This is a genomic window from Sphaerotilus mobilis (assembly GCF_004216565.1).
In the GTDB taxonomy this organism is placed as follows: Bacteria; Pseudomonadota; Gammaproteobacteria; order Burkholderiales; family Burkholderiaceae_C; genus Sphaerotilus; species Sphaerotilus mobilis.
This window is the reverse complement of record NZ_SGWV01000007.1, coordinates 399,165-416,896: the sequence shown is the minus strand read 5'-3', so window position 1 is coordinate 416,896 and position 17,732 is coordinate 399,165. Positions and strand designations below refer to the sequence as shown.

Genomic DNA, 17,732 nt, shown 5'->3' with positions numbered 1-17,732 from the left:
GTGTCACGGATGGCAGCGATGCACCGGGGCTCATCCTGCAGCGTGCCCGGACGGCGCGGGCGCGGTGCCGTGCGCCGCTTGCCGATCGCGGCGGCGGTCACCCTGCTGTCGCTGCTGATGCTGCGTGCCGGCGGCGTGCAGGCAGCGGCGTTCGCGCCGGGGCCGGTGATCGGTGCCGTCGACGCGGCCGCCGCCGACGCGCTGGAGAACGGCTCACCCGGCGTGGCCGACCCTGCGGGCGTGGCGCCGGCCGGCAACGGCATCGTCTGGGGCTTCGCGCCGGTGCGGCTGGGCGGCAGCGTCTCGCTCGACCTGCGTCGCCAGCGCCTGGAAGACGGCCGCCGCAACACCCAGGGCCTGAGCTATGCCGAACTGCAGTGGTCCACCCACCTGTGGGAGCCTTGGTTTGTGCAGCTGCGGGGCGGCTTCGGCGCGCTGGTGGCACGCGACGTCTCGCGCCAGGTGGACAGCTCGACGACGTCGACCAGCCGAGGCGGCACCGGCCATGTGGCGGTGTCGGTCTTCCCGCAGAGCCGCTTCCCGTTCGAGCTGCGCGCGGACGTCAGCGACAGCCGGGTGCGTGGCGACCATGTCGGCAGCGACTACCGGCTGCGCCGGCTCATCGTCGACCAGAGCTGGCGGCAGCTCAACGGCACCGACAGCTATGCGATCAACCTTGAACACAGCACGCTGGAGTCGCTCACCGGCACGCTAGCGGGCGTCGCCGACCGGGTCGACAGCCTGCGTGCCCAGGCGCTGCAGCAGCGCGATGACCACCGCTTCGAATGGAGCGGCCAGCTCAGCCGCAACCAGCGCAGCGACAGCGAGAACCGCAGCCGCTACGCCAACCTCAGCGCCCGCCATGCCTGGCAGCCGGTTGGCGATGTCCAGCTCGACACGCTGGCGACCTGGAACGAGGTGCGCCTGCACGCCGGCCTGCTGGGCAACCGGCAGGACAGCGAGACGGATATCCGCCAGATCGCCAGCTTCGCCAGTTGGCGCCCGGCGTCCGACCGCAGCGACGGCGAGCCGCTGCGCTCGCCGCTGCAGCTGACCGGCAGCGTCCGGCTGATCGAGGCCGACACCGGCACCGACAGCCTCAATGCCGGCCTGTCCAGCCGCAGCCGCACCGGCCTGCGGGCGGCCAATGTCGCGCTCGGTGCGTCGCGCGAGCTGTCGCCAGCCTGGCGCCTGTCGGGCGGCTGGTCGGGCACCCGCATCGAGACCGAGGCCGGCGGTTCGGCGGCGTTGACCCCGTCGACCGCGACGGCGGCAAGCACCGTGCAGACCGGCAACCTGACGCTGGCCTGGGCGCCGGTCGGCGTGTTGCTGGGCAACGCCCAAGGCGGCGCGGCCTGGCGCTACACGCCGGGCGTGTCGGCCAGCCTGGGTGCCAGCCGCAGCAGCGGCGTGGTCGCCACGCCCTCGGGGGCGGCACCGGCCGGTCGACGCCTGACCCAGGGCCTGCAGCTCAACCACGGCCTGGGCCGCGACTGGCTGGGCGACGACGGCGGCAGCCTGTCGCTGCAGCTGGGCCAGAGCCTCGGCGCACTGCACGACAGCCAGGTCGCCGGCACCGTGCGGGCGCTGGCCCACACGCTCGGGCTGGCGTGGCAGGGCGGCCTGAGCGGCGAGGGCAGCACGGCGTCCTACGGCTATGCCAGCGCGTCCTACAGCGACTCGCGCACGCTGGGCGGTGGCGCGCCGGGCCTCGGATCGACAGGCGGACGCTTCCAGCTCGTCAACCTGCAGCTCAGCCGCCGCACCGGCCTGAGCCGCCACAGCAGCTGGAACGGCAACCTGACCGCCCAGGGCAGCCGCAGCGACACCCAGCAGCTCGATGTCTTCACCGGCCAGACGCGGCTGGGCGGACCGGGCTGGCTCCCCTTCTACAGCGGCTCGCTGAGCTATGAGCACCTGCGCGTGGCCGACGTGCCCCGGCTGCGCTACACGGCCACGCTGACCGTCAACAGCCAGGCCTTCGAGAGCCGCTCGACCGGCGACATCGACGCGCTGCATGAACGTGTCACCGCCTCGGTCGAGAACCGGCTGGACCACAGCATCGGCCAGCTCGAACTGCGCCTGCTGGCACGAGCCGCGCGGGTCGACGGCCGGCCGGTCGGCCTGATCGGCGCGCGGGCGCTGCGGCGGTTCTGACCGCACGAACGTCGAACGAACGTCACCCGAACGTCACCCGAACCTTGATCACCCACCCCACCCGAACCGCAGGAGAGCTTCCTTGACACCACACCGACCCAGCCCCTTGCGCCTGCTGCGATGGCTCGCGCTGGCCCTGCTGACGCTGTGGCTGGGCGCGGCCGGCCCGGCCCGGGCCGAGTACGGCGACATCGTCATCAACAACTACTCGGACGCGGCCGGCATGCGCCCGGTGGTGTTTCCGCACTGGTTCCACCGGGTGCGCTTTCGCTGCAAGGTCTGCCATGCCGACCTGGGCTTCCAGTTCAAGGCGGGCGGCAACCAGATCAACATGCTCAAGATCATCGACGGCCAGTACTGCGGCGCCTGCCACAACGGCGAGGTGGCCTGGTCGGCCGAGAACTGCAACCTCTGCCATGCCGGCAAGCCCGGCACGCCGACCCAGGTGCACGAGAGCACTCTGCAGCGCTTCGGCGTGCACCTGCCGTCGTCGGCGGCATCGGCCGCGCTGCCTGCGGCACCCGCCGCCCCGGCCGCTCCGGCCAACAAACGCTAGGTCGACCGCGATGCAAGCCCACCTCACTCCCGCCTCCCGCGCCCCGCACACGGGCCGTCTCCGCTGGGCCGTCGCCGCTGCGGCCGCCCTGACCCTGTGGTCCGGCGCGGCGCTCGCCCAGGCGCCCGATCGCGCCTTCGCCAAGCAGGTCTACGACGGCATCTGCGCCGGCTGCCACGCCAGCGGTGTGCTCAACGCGCCCAAGTTCGGCAACGCCGCCGACTGGGGGCCCCGCGCCAAGGCCGGCATCGACGCCCTGGTCAAGAGCGCCACCGCCGGCACCGCCAAGGGCATGCCACCGAAGGGCGGCCGACCCGACCTGTCGGCCGAGCAGCTCAAGGCCGTCATCGGCTACATGATGAGCGGCGGCACCCAGCCGGCCGATGCGGCGGCGGCCAAGCCGGCCACAGCGGCTGCAGCGGCTGCAGCGGCTGCAGCGGCCAAGCCAGCGGCAAGCCCGGTCGCCAAGATGAGCGCGGCGGCGGCGACCGCTGCAGCTGCCGTGGCACCTGGCGCGGCAACGACGGCTGTTGCGGCCGCAGCAACGACCGCAGCGCCTGCAGCGGCACCCGCCGCCGCAACGGCCGTGACCACGGCTGCCGCGCCGGCCAGCACCGAGCCGCCCGCCGCGCCGCCGGCCACCCGGGCGGTGGTGCCCACGCCGACGCCATCGCGCGAGGTCAATGCCTTCAACCGCCTGCTCAAGCCAGCGGCTCGGCACAACCGGCCGGCGGTCGACTCCGGCATCCACGACCCGGCCAACGACATGACGCTGCAGCTGCAGCCGCCGGCCACCGCCTTCGCCGACTTGCCCAAGAGCCCGGCCGGCAACCACGTCGACTGGGTCAAGGCGCTGGACGGCAAGACCATCGCGCCGCGCTGGGACCGGCTCGACCCGACCGCCAACGCGGTCGTGATGGACCTGAACATCGTGCGCGAGGTCAAGGGCTCGATGCCCGACGTGGTCTACCCACACAAGCAGCACACCGAATGGCTGGACTGCTCGAACTGCCACCCGGCCATCTTCGTGCCGCAGAAGGGCGCCAACCAGATCAGCATGGCCGCCATCCTGCTGGGCCAGAAGTGCGGCGTCTGCCACGGCAAGGTGGCCTTCCCGGTGTCCGAATGCCGGCTCTGCCACTCCAAGAAGAAGACCGAGCCGGCCGCCGCCAGCGCTGCCGCCGTGGAGCGCAAGCCTTGAGGCAGACGGCGCGACCGCATCGACCCCGCAGCGGCTGGGGCTGGCAGCGCATGGCGGCGGCCTGCCTGCTGGCCGCCTCTGGCGTGTTGCCGGCTCAGGCCCAGGAAGACGCCGCGCAGCGTGCCCAGCTGGAGCAGAAGCTGCGCCTGGCGGCGATGCTGATCGCCGATTCGCCCACCGCCCAGCGCATCGTCGCCAGCGGCCATGCCGAGGCCCGCGCCCACCTGGAGGAAGGCCGGGCCCACCACGCCCAGGCCGCCGAACTGCTCGCCCGCGGCGAGCTGGCGGCCGCCCGCAAGGCCATCGACGACGCCCTCAAGCACCTCGGCAGCGCCCGCCGCCTGGTGCCCGACCATGCCGCGCGACAGGCCCAGTTGCAGCGTCGCCATGCCGAGCTGCAGGCCAGCACCGAGCGGCTGGTGGACGCCTGGCGTGGTCGCCAGGCCGATCTGTCGGCCCAGGACAGCGCCGACCTGGCCAGCGCCGCCGACCTGCTGGCGGGCGCCCGCCAGCAAGGCTCGCAAGGCCGCCACGAGGAGGCCATCGCCACGCTGTCGCGGGCCGAGAAGCTGCTGCTGGCCGGCTACTACCGGGGCGTGCAGAACGCCACGCTCGACTACACCCAGCGCGCCGGCACCCCGGCGGAAGCCTGGACGCTGGCGCTGACCCAGTACCACGCGCTGGCCGATCTGGTGCCACTGGCCGTGCGCGACCTCAAGCCGGCGCCGGCCGCGCTGGCGCTGGTCGAACGCTATGGCGCCGCCGCATCGGCGCTGCTGGGTCAGGCCCAGCAGCGCCACCAGGCCGGCGACCTTGACCAGGCCCTGGCCGACCTGCGCCTTGCCGTGCTGCAGATCCAGCGCGCCCTGTCCACCGCCGGGTTGGCCACACCCGCGCCCACCGGGATCTCGCCATGAAGGCCACAACCTTCGCTGATGTCTGTTTTGTTCGCGTTGTTCGCGTTGCCCGCGTTGTTCACGTCGGGCCTGTCGTGGCTGTCATGGCACTTGCCATGGCGCTGTCGATGCTGACCGTGGCGGGCCTGCCCGCACAGGCGCAATCGGCGAGCCCGCCGGCCGCACCGGCCGCCGCGACCGCATCAGCGCCCCCACCCCCGCGTTCGGCCCAGCCGCACGATCCCGTCATGCTGGCGCGTCGGCTGCAGTCCATCGGCATCCTGATCGAGCGCTCGTCGGCGGCCCAGCAGATCGACCGCAGCGGCGATGCCGCCGCGCGCGAGCGGCGCGACGACGCCCGGCTGATCCACCGCGAGGCGGGCCAGGCGCTCGATGCCGGCGAGGTCGAACGCGCCGCCCGGCTGCTTGACGAGGCGGCCCGCGAAATGATGGCCGGGGTGCGTCTGGCCAGGCCCGAACAGGTGGCCGGCGAGAAGGCCCGGCGCGACTTCGACGCCCGGCTGGACAGCACCCGCGCGCTGCTGGCCGCGCAGCAGCGCATCACCGACGAGAAGGCCGCCAGCGCACCGTCGGCAACCAGCCGCCCGATCACCCGCGAGGCCCGCGACGCGACCCGCGAGATCGAACGCCGGCTGGCCGAGGCCCAGGCGCTGGCGCGGCAAGGCCGCATCGACGAGGCCCGTCCGCTGCTGGACCGGGCCTACCTGACGGCGCGGGTGTCGATCGAGTCGCTGCGGCGCGGCGACACGCTGGTGCGCTCGCTGAACTTCGCCACACCGCGCGAGGAATACGACTACGAGATCGACCGCAACGACACCCACCGGATGCTGATCACCGTGCTGCTGGCCGACCGCAAGGACGCCCAGGGCACCCCGTCGGCCGCGATGCCGCCGGTCATGCAGCCCTACGTCGACAAGGCCGCTGCCTTGCGCGCCGAGGCCGAGGCGCAGGCCAAGGCCGGCGATCACCCGGCGGCGATCCGGACGCTGGAGAACGCGACCCGCGAACTGGTCCGCGCCATCCGCGCCGGCGGCATCTACATCCCCGGATGAGACCCGCCATGGCACCGACGTGGCTGACCTGCACCGTCGCCCTGGCCGTGTGTCTGGGCTTCGTGCCGCTGCCGGTCCAGCCCCAGACCCCGGCGGTCCGGGCGGCGGCGGTGCCGGCGTCCGCGCCCCGGCCGGCGTCGCCGTGGACGGCGCTGGCCGACGACGGCCTGCATGACCCGGCCAACCCGGCCCTCGGGCTGCTGCAGCAACCGGCCGAGGCGCTGTCGACCTTGCCGCGTGACACGGCCGGCAACCAGGTGCGCTGGGTCCAGGCGCTCGACCAGGGCGTGATCCAGCCGCGTGCCAACCTGAGCGCGGCCACGCCGGTGCGGGTGCGCGACCAGGACATCATCATCAGCAAGTACGGCTCGATGCCGGCGGTGCTGTTCCCGCACCGCCAGCACACGCTCTGGCTGGACTGCGCCAACTGCCACGACGGCCTGTTCAAGCAGCAGGCCGGCGCCAACCGCTACAGCATGCAGCGCATCCTCGACGGCGAGCAGTGCGGCGTCTGCCACGGCGCGGTGTCCTTCCCGCTGACCGAATGCAACCGCTGCCACAGCGTGCCCAACAGCGCCTTGCGCGGCCGGCCCGATGTCGGCCCGGTGCGGCCGGTGGTGGAGGGCCGGCCATGAGTCGCATGTCCGGATGGCTGCCACTCACCTGGCCCCTGTTGCTCGGGCTGATGGCGTTGTGGCTGGCCGTGCTGCCGTCAGCGGCGCGGGCCGAATACGGCGACGTCGTCATCAACCAGCGTTCGGACGCCGAGGGCGTGCGGCCGGTGGTCTTTCCGCACTGGTTCCACCGCATCCGATTCCGCTGCAAGGTCTGTCACCAGGAACTCGGCTTCGAGATGCGGGCCGGCGCCAACGCCGTGCGCATGAACGACATCGTCGACGGCAAGTTCTGCGGCGCTTGCCACAACGGCCAGGTCGCCTGGGGCCCCGACCGCTGCGACCTCTGCCACTCGGGGTTGAAGGGCCTGTCCAGCGGCATCCAGGGCGGCGCACAGACGTCAGGGCCGGGGAGATGGTGATGGCCTCTGAAGACTTGCCTCGCATGACCGGCGACACGACGCGCCGCCGCTGGATCGCGGGCCTGGCGGCGCTCGCCGCGATCGGGGCGGGCCCCGTGTTGACCGGCTGTTCCGGCCCGCCGACCCGGCCCGACGATGCGCCGCCGCCGCGCCCGCCCGGGCCTGCCGTGCTGCAGCACTGGCGCACCATCGGCAGCGGCCAGCTGGCCTTGCCCGGTGGCGCCTTCGGGGTGCCCACATTGCCGGGCCTGCCGGGCCTGCCCGGCCTGCCGGCGCCGATGGGCGGGGCGCCGATCCGGCTGGTCGGCCCGGTGGCGCTGGCCTTGCGCGCCGGTGAACTGGTGGTGGCTGATGCCGGGCTGGGCCGCCTGATCCGCATCCCCCAGGCCTCGGCGGTGGCCAGTGCGCCGGCCTGGACCGTGCTGCCGCCGATCGCCGGCCTGGCCATCTCGCCGCGCACGGTGCTGGCGCTGGGTTCGGACGCCAGCCTGTGGGCGCTCGACGGGCCGAGCCGGGAGCTGCTCCAGCTCACGCCGGGCGGGCAGTTGATCCGGCGCGTGTCATTGGCGGACCTGACCTCGCCGGTCGGCTTCGCGCTGGCGGGTGTCGCCAACCGCGTCGTGGTGGCCGACGACGCATCGGGTCGCTGGGCCGAGTGGCGCGGTGCGACGCTGGCCGAGCCGCTCGGCACAACCGGCGAAGGGGGCGCTGACGCCATCGCCGCCAGCCTCGACCGCGTCTACCTGCTCGACCGCCGGCAGGCGCGCATCCGCGTGTTCGCCCTCGGCGATGGGCGCCCGCTGGGCCTGATCGGCGCGGGCGAGCTGCGACAGCCGGTGGCGCTGGCCGCCGATGTGCGTGGCCGGGTCGCGGTGCTCGATGGGCAGGACGGCTCGGTCGTGTTCTTCGTGCCCGGCCAGCCCGCGCTGCGCCTGTTGCCCGCCGACCTGCGGGTGATGCAGCCGGCCGCCCTCGCGCTCGACGACGGCTGGCTGGCGGTGGCCGACCGGGTGGGTGGCGTGGTGCAGCTGTTCCGGGTGCGCGAAGGCCGCGTCGGTGAGGGGCTCACGCAATGAGCTTGTGGCGACGCCTTCCGCGCCTGCTGGCCATGCTGGCAGCCAGCGTCTGGATCGGCCTGGCCGGTTGCGCCAGCGAGCCCGTGCGTGGCACCTGGCGCTACGCCATGGACGGGGCGCTGGGCACCGAGGATGCCGGCCCCGCCGCGCCCGCGCTGGTCTGGCCGGCGGCACCCGAGCCGCCCCGTTACGCCTGGGCCGGCCACCTGACCGGCGAGCCCGAGCTGCACCGGCCTGAGTCGGCCGGCAGCGCCAGCGTGTGGCGGCGCGTGGGTCGCTGGATCGCCGGGCTGGACGGCGCCGACGAGGCGCCGCTGCAACTGCAGCGCCCGAGCGCCGTCAGCGGCGACGGCGCGCCGGGCGGTGGCCGGGTCTTCGTCAGCGATGCCGGGCGGCGCGCGATTTTTGTCTTCGACCTGGCCGGCGGCACGCTGGCGCTGTGGGAGCGCGCCGGCCCGGGTCTGAACTGGGTCTCGCCGGTGGGCCTGGCGCCGACGCCGGACGGCGGCCTGGATGTCGCCGATGCCGAACTCGGCTGGGTCGTCCGGCTCGACCCGCAGGGCGAGCCGCGTGGCCAGATCGGCCGTGGCGTGCTGCAGCGCCCGACCGGCCTGGCGCGCGATCGGGCGAGCGGCCGGCTCTATGTCGCCGACACCCGCGCCCACGACATCAAGGTCTTCGATGCGGCTGGCCAGCTCGAAGCGACGCTCGGCGGGCCGGGCAGTGCGCCTGGCCGCTACAACGCGCCGACCCACTTGGCGCTGGCGGACGGCCTGCTCTATGTCACCGACAGCCTCAACGCCCGCGTACAGGTGCTGCGCGCGGCCGATGGCCAACCGCTGCGGCAGATCGGCTCGCGCGGCGTCGTGCTCGGCCAGCTGGTGCGGCCCAAGGGCGTGGCGGTCGACCGGGCCGGGCGCGTGCATGTGGTCGAGTCCTACCACGACACCGTGCTGGTCTACGACGCCGACGGCCAGCTGCTGCTGCCGATCGGCCCGGCCTCGGCGGCCATGCCGCCGGTGGCCCGCTTCCTGCTGCCCTCGGGCGTGTGGGTGGCGCCCGACGGCGATGTGCTGGTCGCCGACATGTTCAACGCCCGGTTGGCGCGCCTGCGTCCGACCCCAGAAGTGAGCGCGCCCCCGCGCGTGCGCCTGCCGTGACCCTGCTCGCCGCCGTCTTGCCGAACCGCCGTGCCGTGCTGCTGCTGGCCAGTGCCGCCGTGGCGCTGCTGCTGGCCGTCGCGAGCGTCGACGCGCCCCGTGCGCAACGGGTCTCGGACGTGCGGGGCACGCGCCACAACCTGTCGGTCGACGGGCCCGGCGCGGCCCATGCGGGCTCCGGCGGCACCGACCAGGTCTGCGTCTTCTGCCACACCCCGCACGGCGCCAGCCAGACCGACGACGGCGGCGCGGCGCTGCGCTCGCCGCTGTGGAACCGGCGCGTGCCGGCCGGCTCGACCTACACGCCCTATGCGTCCGAGTCGCTCGACGCCCAGGCCATCGTCGACGGCTTCAGCGGCCTGCCCGGTGGCAGCAGCAAGCTCTGCCTGTCCTGCCACGACGGCACGCTGGCGCTGGGCAACGTCAACGTGCTCAACGGCCTGGCGGGGGCCTCGATCCCGATGGTGGGCACCGGCCCGGGCGGCACCATGCCGGTGGGCGAGGGCACCGCCAGCGGCTTCACCCGCAACCTCGGCACCGACCTGCGCAACGACCACCCGATCTCGCTGACCTTCAACAGCGCGCTGGCCCAGCGCGACGGCGAGCTGCGCGGCGTCGACGCCCAGCAGCGCTGGCCCGGCGGCAGCGGCAGCGTGGTGGGCGTGCGCGCACCGGGCTACAAGCCGCAACTGCCGCTGCAGCCCACCGGCGTCAACGGCGCCGGCCAGGTGCAGTGCGCGACCTGCCACGACCCGCACATCCGCGAGCTCGACAGCGCGCGCGGCAACCAGAAATTCCTGCGTGGCCAGCGCTTCCAGGAGGCCGCACCGTCGGCAGCGCACAACCCGGCCACCGACATGGTCTGCCTGGGCTGCCACGACAAGAACCTGGCCTCGGGCAGCTGGGCCTATTCGGCCCACGCCCGGCCGGATGTCGCCGACGAGACCTACCGCGACGCGGCGGCCACGCTGCGCGAGTTCCCGCTGGCCTTGCCGGTCTGGAAGGCCGGCTGTCTGAACTGCCACGACACCCACACGGTGCCCGGCGCGCGCCGGCTGACCCGCGAAGGCACCGACGCGCCGCGTCCGGCCGCCAACCTGCTGGCCGCCCGCCAAGGCGGCAACCCGGCCCAGGAACAGACCTGCTTCCAGTGCCACACCAGCACCGCCCGCTCGGTGCTGAACAACGGCCTGCAGGTGCCCGACATCGAGACCGATTTCAGCGCGCCCATCCGCATGCCCATCACCAGCGCCGACCAGGGCAACGCGGGCGAGGAGGTCCACGACATCGGCGGCAGCTTCATCGACCCGGGCGTGGACTGCACCGGCCCGGCCAACCGCTGCGGCGCCGACTTCATCGAGTCGCGCGCCCGGCTGGCCCGTCGCCACGCCGAGTGCACCGACTGCCACAACCCGCATCGCCTGATCAAGGCGCGCCTGTTCACCGGCGGTGCCGGCGGCCTGGCCGGCCCGCCCGATGCGGCCGCCACCCACCGCCACGACGAGGCACCCGGCTACACCCACACCAACCTCGCCTCGGGCGCGCTGCGCGGCACCTTTGGCGTCGAACCGGTCTATGGCTCGACCTCCTTCCAGCAACTGCCCAGCGGCTACACCGTCAAGCGCGGCGACCCGGGCAACAGCGTGGACACCGCCGTCACCGCGCCCTATGTGACCCGCGAGTACCAGGTCTGCCTGAAGTGCCACTCGGACCACGCCTACCCGGACAACAACGCCCACCCGCTCGGCAGCCGGCCGGCGCTGGGCCATCCGGGCGGCACGCCGCCGGGCACCAACAACCTGACGGTCTACACCAACCAGGCGCGCGAGTTCCAGGCGCCGCTCACGCACAAGGGCGACACCACCTCGGCCAACTCCGGCGCGGGTGCCAACTTCGCCACCAACAACCACCGCTCCTGGCATCCGGTGATGGACGGCACCGGCCGCAGCGGCGCCAACGCGGCGGCCTTCCGCGCGCCGTGGGGCAATGCCATCGGCAGCCAGACCATGTACTGCAGCGACTGCCACGGCAGCAGCACGGCACCCACCACCGTCGTGCCCAACGGCGGCGAGGACGGCTCGGCCTGGGGGCCACACGGCTCGTCCAACGCCTTCTTGCTCAAGGGCGTCTGGAACAGCAACGTCGGCAGCGGCGGCGCGGCCAATGCGCTGTGCTTCAAGTGCCACAACGAGTCCACCTATGCCGGTGCCGGCGCCGGGCAGACCGGCTTCTCCAACACCGACAAGGGCAACCTGCACGCCTTCCACACCGAGAAGATCGGCCGCATCCGCTGCAACTGGTGCCATGTCGCGGTGCCACACGGCTGGAAGAACAAGGGCCTGCTGGTCAACCTCAACGACGTCGGCCCCGAGGCCGGTCGGGCCGGCAACGAAGAATGGCGCGAGAACGCGCCCGGCCAGGCCTACAACCAGGAGCCCTACTACCTGAACGCCAAGCTCAAGGTCCGCACCTTTGCCACCAGCGGCAACTGGACCGACAGCAACTGCGGCTCGGCGGCGTCGGCCACCACCTTCGGCACCAATGGCAACGCCGCACTGAGCGGCAAGGACTGGATGAAGGACGTCTGCAGCAACCCGCCATGAACCCGCCATCGTCCAGCCCCACGTCCCCGCCCACGTCTCCACCCACGCCGCCGGCCTGGCTGGCCCATTTCGGCTCGCTGCGCACGGCGCTGGCGGGCATGGCGCTGCTCGGCGTGGCCGTGCTGATCGGGCGTTTCCGCAGCGACTGGCTGGGCGTCGGCCTGATCGTGGCGCTGCTGTTCCTGGCGCTGAACCTGCTGGTCGCGCTGGTCGTCCACCCGTCGCTGCGGCGGCGCGTGCCGCTGCTGGTCTTCCACCTGGCGCTGCTCGGGCTGGTGCTGGCCAGCGGTCTGGGTCGCATGACCGCGCTGGACGGCCGCTTCGAGCTGACCGAGGGGGTGCCCTGGGACGGCGTGCTGATGGACGGCGTGGCCGGCCGCTGGCACCCCGACCGGCTCGGTCAGCTGAGCTTCGTGCACAGCGGCTTCGAGATCGACTACGCGCCCGGCCTCAAGCGCGGTCCGACCCGCAACCGCGTGCACTGGACCGATGCCGACGGCCAGCCGCAGGATGCGGTGATCGGCGACCACCACCCACTGGTGCTGCGCGGCTACCGCATCTACACCAGCCCCAACAAGGGCTACGCGCCGCTGCTGCGCTGGACACCGGCCGGCGGCGAGGCGGCGATCGGCGCTTTGCACCTGCCAAGCTACCCGGCCCATGCGCTGCAGCAGTCGCTGGACTGGCAGCCACCCGGCGGTCCGGCCCTGTGGCTGCAACTGCCGGTCGACCCGTCCCTGATCGACCCGGACCGCGCCGGCCGCTTCCGCCTGCCCGAAGACCGCACGCTGGTGATCCGCCACGGTGGCAACGGCGGGGCGGTCGAACAGCGCCTGACGCTCGCGCCGGGCGGCTCGCTCGACCTGCCCGGGGGACGGCTGGACTACCTGGAGCTGCGCACCTGGATGGGCTACCGCGTCAGCTACGACCTCAGTCTGCTCTGGCTGCTGGGTCTGGCCATGCTGGCGGTCGTCGCGCTGGGCTGGCACTACGCACGGCAGTTCACGGCAGCGCCCTCGCGTGGCGCCAGCCCGGCCCGCGCGGTTGATGCCGGCGCGCTGGAGGCCCGATGAACACGGACCTGTCGGCCCCTCTAGCCATTTTGGCGCCGCTGTCGCCGAGCCTGATCGACCAGCCCTGGCTGCATGCGGCGCTGCTGCTGTATGCGCTGTCGGCCGTGCCGGGCCTGTGGTCGCTCCTGGCGGTTGCGGGTGGGTCGCGGCGGCCGGACTGGACGCGCTGGAGCCTGGGCCTGGCGACGCTGGCCGTGGCCGTGCACACCGTGTCGCTCGGCCTGCGCTGGGTCACGCTGGGGCATGGGCCGTTCACGACCATGCACGAGATCCTCAGCAGCAACCTCTGGAGCCTGTCGCTGGTCTATGGCGTGTCGGCCTGGGCCCTGCCGCCGCTGCGCCGGCTCTGGCTGGTGGTGCTGCCGGTGCTGGCCCTGCTGGCGGGCTGGCTGCTGATGGCCGATGCCCGCCCCGGCCACCTGCCGCCCACCTACGCGACCGTGCTGCTCTACCTGCACACGCTGGTCGGCAAGCTGTTCCTGGGCCTGCTGCTGACGGCGCTGGCCTGGTCGGCCGTGCCGCTGCTGCGGCTCACGCCGATCGGCCGGCGTCTGGGCATGTCATTGCCCGATGACCGCCGCTGCGACGCGCTGGCCCACCGCTACGCCGCCTTCGCCTTCGTCTTCGAGGGCGCCATGCTGATCGTCGGCGCCGTCTGGGCCCAGGACGCCTGGGGCCGCTACTGGGGCTGGGACCCGCTGGAGACCTGGGCCTTCCTGACCTGGCTCGCACTGGCCGCCACGCTGCACGCCCGCGTCACCTTTCGGCCGTCACCCGTGCGCTTCTCGCTCTGCCTGATCACGGTCTTCGTGCTCGCCTTCCTGACCTTCTTCGGCGTGCCCTTCGTCTCGACGACGCCGCACCAAGGGGCGATCTGAGTGCGCTGAAGATCACCCGAAAAACGTCACCAGAACCCATGCGGCCCCCACTCGCCGTCCCACCTGACCGCCGGCTCGCCGTGCTGCGCCGGTCCGGGCCGTCGCGGCATGCTGGGCGCGGGCCTGATCGGTCCGCTTGAGCCGGCGCGGGTCCTGCCCACAGTCGGGAAGCGCGTCCTGTTTCTTCCCGTTTCCGGGAAGCCGATTCCCGACTGTGGGTCGGGCGCTGGCCTGATCCCTGGGGGCGTCAGCGTCCCTTGAGGTAGAGCCCCGCGTCGGCGTGGCCCTGTTCGGCGGCCTTGCGGATCCAGCGCTCGGCTTCCTGGGCATCCTGGATCACGCCGGTGCCGGTCAGAAAGAGGATGCCCAGGCTGTACTGGGCGTTGGCATGACCCTGCCGGGCGGCCTCGAAGTACCACTGGGCGGCCAGCCGGGCCGGGTCCCGGTCGTTGCCCGGGTCGGCCAGACCATAGGCATACATGTTGCCGAGGTGGACCTGCGCCTCGGCCTGACCTTGCCGGGCGGCGCGCTCGAACCAGGTCAGCGCGGCGTCGTTGTTCTCGGCCACGCCGTGGCCGTGGTAGTACAGCTCGCCGAGCCGCAATTGCGCCACGGCGTGGCCGTTGCGGGCCAGCGGTTCGAGCAGCTTGACCGCGACGGCGTAATCCTTGCGGCGGATGGCGGCCTGACCCTCGTCCAGCGCATCGGCATGCGCGGCGCCGCCGAGCGCCAGCAGGCAGGACAAGACGGCGCCACACAGCGTGGTGCGAACCAGGGACCGAACGACAGACGTCATGACAGGGCTCTCCGAAACGTCACCGGACGTTGCAAGCGGTGTACCCGCGGCACGAGTCGGTGCTTCATCCAGCACCTCACCCGGTCCTTCACGCGGTCCTTCACCCGGTCTTGCACCCGGTCTTGCACCCGGCACCGCAGCCGGCGGCTGGCGAGCGGCCCGTTCGCTGCGGGCGCAGGCCGGCTGGGCCTTGCTGATCCTGCTGGTCTGCCTGGCCGGCTCGGCGCTGTTTGTGTCGGTCGAGCGCTCGCAGCTGGACGCGCAGTTGCAGGGTCTGCAGTCGGTCAGCCGCCATGAGCGGGCGCTGGCGCTGGCCTTGGCCGCCGTGGAGACCGCCCGGCTCGATGCCAGCGAGGACCTGGCGCTGGTGCACCCGCTGTCGCCGGCCGAGGCCGCCGCGCAGCATGGCCGCTCCCGCGCCGCGCCGCCGGATCTGGCGGTCTACATCGAGACCTGCGAGCGCCTGTTCGAGGATCTGCGCCCGTGGGATGCCGGCTACCTGCTGCTCTACCGCGAGGTCGAGGACCGCTGGCAGGCCCTCAAGACAATGCCCAGCGACGCCGCCTGGCAAGGCCTGCGCACGGCGCTGGCCGACGCCAAGGCCGACCTGACGCTGCGGCATGACCGCCTGCTCGTGCTGCGCGAGGAGCAGGCCCAGGTCTACCAGCGCCAGTTCGACGCGGTGACCGCCGAGACCGGCCTGCTTGCCGTTGCCGGCGGGCTGTTGATGGGCGTGCCGGTGCTGCTGTTTGCCGGCCGGCTGGCGCGTGACATCGGCCGGCTGGAGGCACACGCCCGTGGCCTGGTGGGCGGTCTGCGAGGGACGCCGCTGGCGGTGACCCGGCGCGACGAGGTCGGCGCGCTGATGGCCTCGGTCAACCAGCTGGCCGAAGACCTCGCCGCCCGCGAACAGGCCCTGGAGGCCGACCGCGAGCGGCGCGCCCACGACGACAAGATGCATGCGCTGGCGGCCCTGGCGGCCGGCGTGGCCCACGAGATCAACAACCCGCTGGCGGTGATCGCCGGGCTGGCCGACCAGCTGGTTGACGACGCCGAGAGCCGCCCGCAGGCGCCGGTCGACCCGCAGGCGGTGGCCGCCGCTGCCCGAGAGATCGTGCGGCAGACCCGCCGTGCCGCCATTGCCGCGCAACGCCTGACCGAGGCGGCCACGCCGCAGCCAGGCGATGCGCGCTGGCTGGACCTTGCCGCGCTGCTGCGCCAGGCGATCGTGCTGACCGGCCACGACCGGCGTTTTCGGCATCTGCAGGTGGAGGTCCGCGCCGATCCGGACCTGCCTGCCGTGCACCTGGAGGCGGCCCGCCTTCAGCAGCTGCTGATGCAGTGGCTGCAGGTCATCGGCGAGACGCTGGCCGACCGGTCGACCGACCGGCCGCTGTGCCTGTCGCTCGATGTGGAGCCTGCCGGTGGCCACCCGGCGGCCCAGGTCCGGCTGAGCGTGCCGCTGAACATGCCACTGAGCGTGCCGCTGAACGTGCCACCGAGCGGCGCGGAACGCGCGCCGTCCTGGTCGGCCTGCATGGCGGCGGCTGAAACACTTGGCGGAACTCTTGCGTTTGCTCAAGATGTCGCTTCGGTTCCGTGCATTACGCTGCGGCTTCCCGTCGATGGCGTCCGGCCTGAAGGCGCCCACGCAGAGTGATCCAGGAGTGTTCCCATGCCCGAGCTGCAGGTGCTCGTGGTCGACGACGAGCCCGCCGTCCGCCAGGTGATGGCCGCCGCCATCGGCAAGGCCGGCTACACGGTCGACAGTGCCGCGAGCGCCCAGGAGGCGCTCAACCGGCTCGACCAGACCCCCTACGACGTCGTGCTCAGCGACGTCTTCATGCCGGTGATGGACGGCATCGAGCTGCTGCGGCGGGCGCGCGAGCGTGGCCATGCGGCGACCTTCATCATGGTGACGGCCTTCAGTTCGGTCGATTCGGCCATCGACGCGATCAAGGCCGGGGCCTGGGACTACATCACCAAGCCGGTCCGGCGCGAGGAGATCGTGCACCGGCTCGAACAGATCGAGGCCATGCGCGGCCTGCGCGAGGAGAACCGGGCGCTGCGCTCGATGGTGCTGGTGGGCGGCGCGGCCGGTCAGCCCTACACCTTCCAGGCGCAGGCGATGCTGGCCACCGAACGGCTGATCAGCCGGGTCGCGCCGACCGATTCGACCGTGCTGGTGACCGGCGAGAGCGGCACCGGCAAGGGCGTCACCGCGCGCCGGCTGCATGAGCTGTCGGCCCGTCGCGAAGGGCCTTTTGTGCCGGTCAACTGCGCCGCCATCCCCGACAACCTGCTGGAAAGCGAGCTGTTCGGCCACACCAAGGGTGCCTTCACCAGCGCCGACAAGGCCCGTCGCGGCCTGTTCGTGCAGGCCGACCACGGCACGCTCTTCCTCGACGAGATCGGTGAGCTGCCGCTGGGCCTGCAGACCAAGCTGCTGCATGTGCTGGAGGCCAAGGAGGTGCGTCCGCTGGGGGCCGAGCAGAGCCGCAAGGTCGACGTGCGCATCGTCGCGGCGACCAACCGCGACCTGCCGGCGATGGTTGAAGCCGGCACCTTCCGCGAGGACCTGTTTTTCCGCCTGTCGGTCTTCCAGATCCCGATGCCACCGCTGCGCGAGCGCCGGGCCGACCTGCCGGCCCTGCTGCGCCATCTGCTGGCCCAGCGCAGCCAGCCGTCCGGCGCCCGTCAGGTGCTGGGCATCGACCCGGAGGCCGAGGACCTGCTGCTCGCCTATGCCTGGCCGGGCAACCTGCGCCAGCTTGAAAACGTCTTGCACCGCGCCGCCATCCTGGCCGACGGCGACAGCATCACCGTGGCCGATCTGGCGCCGGAGGTCGTGCGCGCCGCGACCCTGGCCGGCGCCGTGACCTCACCCGGCGCAGCCCCGGCCACCCGCCCTGCGGAGGCCGGCACGGGCCTCGATGTGGCCGATCCGCCGCCCGAGGCCACGCTGCGCGAGCGCGTCCGGCGCTTCGAGATCGGCCTGATCCGCCGTGCCATCGACGAGGCCGGCGGCGACCGGCGGCTGGCCGCGCAGCGCCTGGGCATCGGCCTGTCCAGCCTGTATCGCAAGCTGGAGGAGGACGAGCGCGGCGACAAGGCCGACCGGCTCCGCAAGGACGAGGACGATCCGCGCGCGGCCCTCATCGGCGAACGCCCGGTGCTGGCTCGGGACTGACCCGGGCCAGGCTGGCACGGGATTCGCAAAACGGCGC

General features: G+C 73.0%; 15 protein-coding genes. 14 read left to right on the top strand and 1 reads right to left on the bottom strand.

The window, feature by feature from the left end:
- Positions 1-18 precede the first annotated feature (18 nt).
- The 12 genes from EV685_RS02150 to ccsA all read left to right on the top strand — a co-directional run bounded on the left by EV685_RS02150 (position 19) and on the right by ccsA (position 13,709).
- Positions 19-2,157: a porin family protein gene (locus EV685_RS02150; RefSeq protein WP_130480330.1), complete on the top strand. Its 2,139-nt coding sequence runs from the start codon at positions 19-21 to the stop codon at positions 2,155-2,157.
- Positions 2,158-2,239: 82 nt separating this feature from the next.
- Complete coding sequence (locus tag EV685_RS02145) at positions 2,240-2,713, top strand: c(7)-type cytochrome triheme domain-containing protein (protein ID WP_207224743.1); 474 nt, start codon at positions 2,240-2,242, stop codon at positions 2,711-2,713.
- Between the two features lie 10 nt (positions 2,714-2,723).
- On the top strand, positions 2,724-3,914 hold the full coding sequence (locus EV685_RS02140; protein ID WP_130480329.1) for a c(7)-type cytochrome triheme domain-containing protein: 1,191 nt from the start codon (positions 2,724-2,726) through the stop codon (positions 3,912-3,914).
- Positions 3,911-4,831 (top strand): coiled-coil domain-containing protein, encoded by a 921-nt coding sequence (locus EV685_RS02135; RefSeq protein WP_130480328.1) that lies wholly within the window; start codon positions 3,911-3,913, stop codon positions 4,829-4,831. Before EV685_RS02140 ends, EV685_RS02135 begins: the two co-directional genes overlap by 4 nt.
- 83 nt (positions 4,832-4,914) lie before the next feature.
- Positions 4,915-5,883 (top strand): hypothetical protein, encoded by a 969-nt coding sequence (locus EV685_RS02130; RefSeq protein ID WP_130480327.1) that lies wholly within the window; start codon positions 4,915-4,917, stop codon positions 5,881-5,883.
- An 8-nt stretch (positions 5,884-5,891) separates the two neighbouring features.
- Positions 5,892-6,518 carry a c(7)-type cytochrome triheme domain-containing protein gene (locus EV685_RS02125; RefSeq protein ID WP_130480326.1) on the top strand — a complete coding sequence of 209 codons (627 nt, stop codon included), beginning with the start codon at positions 5,892-5,894 and terminating at the stop codon, positions 6,516-6,518.
- A complete protein-coding gene (locus EV685_RS02120) occupies positions 6,515-6,919 on the top strand; it encodes a c(7)-type cytochrome triheme domain-containing protein (RefSeq protein ID WP_242615374.1) in 405 nt (134 codons plus the stop codon). Before EV685_RS02125 ends, EV685_RS02120 begins: the two co-directional genes overlap by 4 nt.
- A complete protein-coding gene (locus tag EV685_RS02115) occupies positions 6,919-7,995 on the top strand; it encodes an NHL repeat-containing protein (RefSeq protein ID WP_130480325.1) in 1,077 nt (358 codons plus the stop codon). The genes EV685_RS02120 and EV685_RS02115 overlap by 1 nt, the downstream gene beginning before the upstream one ends.
- Complete coding sequence (locus tag EV685_RS02110; RefSeq protein ID WP_130480324.1) at positions 7,992-9,155, top strand: NHL repeat-containing protein; 1,164 nt, start codon at positions 7,992-7,994, stop codon at positions 9,153-9,155. The genes EV685_RS02115 and EV685_RS02110 overlap by 4 nt, the downstream gene beginning before the upstream one ends.
- Positions 9,152-11,758, top strand: coding sequence for a cytochrome c3 family protein (locus EV685_RS21140; RefSeq protein ID WP_275938332.1), 2,607 nt, complete (start codon positions 9,152-9,154; stop codon positions 11,756-11,758). Before EV685_RS02110 ends, EV685_RS21140 begins: the two co-directional genes overlap by 4 nt.
- Complete coding sequence (locus EV685_RS02100) at positions 11,755-12,831, top strand: cytochrome c biogenesis protein ResB (RefSeq protein WP_130480323.1); 1,077 nt, start codon at positions 11,755-11,757, stop codon at positions 12,829-12,831. The genes EV685_RS21140 and EV685_RS02100 overlap by 4 nt, the downstream gene beginning before the upstream one ends.
- The gene (gene ccsA / locus EV685_RS21135) at positions 12,828-13,709 is read left to right on the top strand and encodes a cytochrome c biogenesis protein CcsA (RefSeq protein WP_130480322.1); all 882 of its coding nucleotides are present in this window, start codon (positions 12,828-12,830) and stop codon (positions 13,707-13,709) included. The genes EV685_RS02100 and ccsA overlap by 4 nt, the downstream gene beginning before the upstream one ends.
- Positions 13,710-13,956: 247 nt before the next feature.
- On the opposite strand, the gene EV685_RS02090 is transcribed toward ccsA, so the two are convergent.
- Positions 13,957-14,505, bottom strand: a complete 549-nt coding sequence (locus tag EV685_RS02090) for a tetratricopeptide repeat protein (RefSeq protein ID WP_207224742.1) — start codon at positions 14,503-14,505, stop codon at positions 13,957-13,959.
- A 190-nt stretch (positions 14,506-14,695) separates the two neighbouring features.
- Between EV685_RS02090 and EV685_RS02085 the strand changes: the two genes are divergently transcribed.
- Both EV685_RS02085 and EV685_RS02080 read left to right on the top strand, forming a co-directional pair.
- Positions 14,696-16,165 carry a histidine kinase dimerization/phospho-acceptor domain-containing protein gene (locus tag EV685_RS02085; protein ID WP_130480321.1) on the top strand — a complete coding sequence of 490 codons (1,470 nt, stop codon included), beginning with the start codon at positions 14,696-14,698 and terminating at the stop codon, positions 16,163-16,165.
- 15 nt (positions 16,166-16,180) lie between these two features.
- Positions 16,181-17,695: a sigma-54-dependent transcriptional regulator gene (locus EV685_RS02080; protein ID WP_130480320.1), complete on the top strand. Its 1,515-nt coding sequence runs from the start codon at positions 16,181-16,183 to the stop codon at positions 17,693-17,695.
- The last annotated feature ends 37 nt before the right edge of the window (positions 17,696-17,732 follow it).

Coding starts and splice junctions, on each gene's coding strand:
- EV685_RS02125 (WP_130480326.1), top strand. CDS start 5,892: ATGGCACCGACGTGGCTGACCTGCACCGTCGCCCTGGCCGTGTGTCTG.
- EV685_RS02150 (WP_130480330.1), top strand. CDS start 19: ATGCACCGGGGCTCATCCTGCAGCGTGCCCGGACGGCGCGGGCGCGGT.
- EV685_RS02140 (WP_130480329.1), top strand. CDS start 2,724: ATGCAAGCCCACCTCACTCCCGCCTCCCGCGCCCCGCACACGGGCCGT.
- ccsA (WP_130480322.1), top strand. CDS start 12,828: ATGAACACGGACCTGTCGGCCCCTCTAGCCATTTTGGCGCCGCTGTCG.
- EV685_RS02130 (WP_130480327.1), top strand. CDS start 4,915: ATGGCACTTGCCATGGCGCTGTCGATGCTGACCGTGGCGGGCCTGCCC.
- EV685_RS02120 (WP_242615374.1), top strand. CDS start 6,515: ATGAGTCGCATGTCCGGATGGCTGCCACTCACCTGGCCCCTGTTGCTC.
- EV685_RS02110 (WP_130480324.1), top strand. CDS start 7,992: ATGAGCTTGTGGCGACGCCTTCCGCGCCTGCTGGCCATGCTGGCAGCC.
- EV685_RS02115 (WP_130480325.1), top strand. CDS start 6,919: ATGGCCTCTGAAGACTTGCCTCGCATGACCGGCGACACGACGCGCCGC.
- EV685_RS02100 (WP_130480323.1), top strand. CDS start 11,755: ATGAACCCGCCATCGTCCAGCCCCACGTCCCCGCCCACGTCTCCACCC.
- EV685_RS02080 (WP_130480320.1), top strand. CDS start 16,181: ATGCCCGAGCTGCAGGTGCTCGTGGTCGACGACGAGCCCGCCGTCCGC.
- EV685_RS02090 (WP_207224742.1), bottom strand. CDS start 14,505: ATGACGTCTGTCGTTCGGTCCCTGGTTCGCACCACGCTGTGTGGCGCC.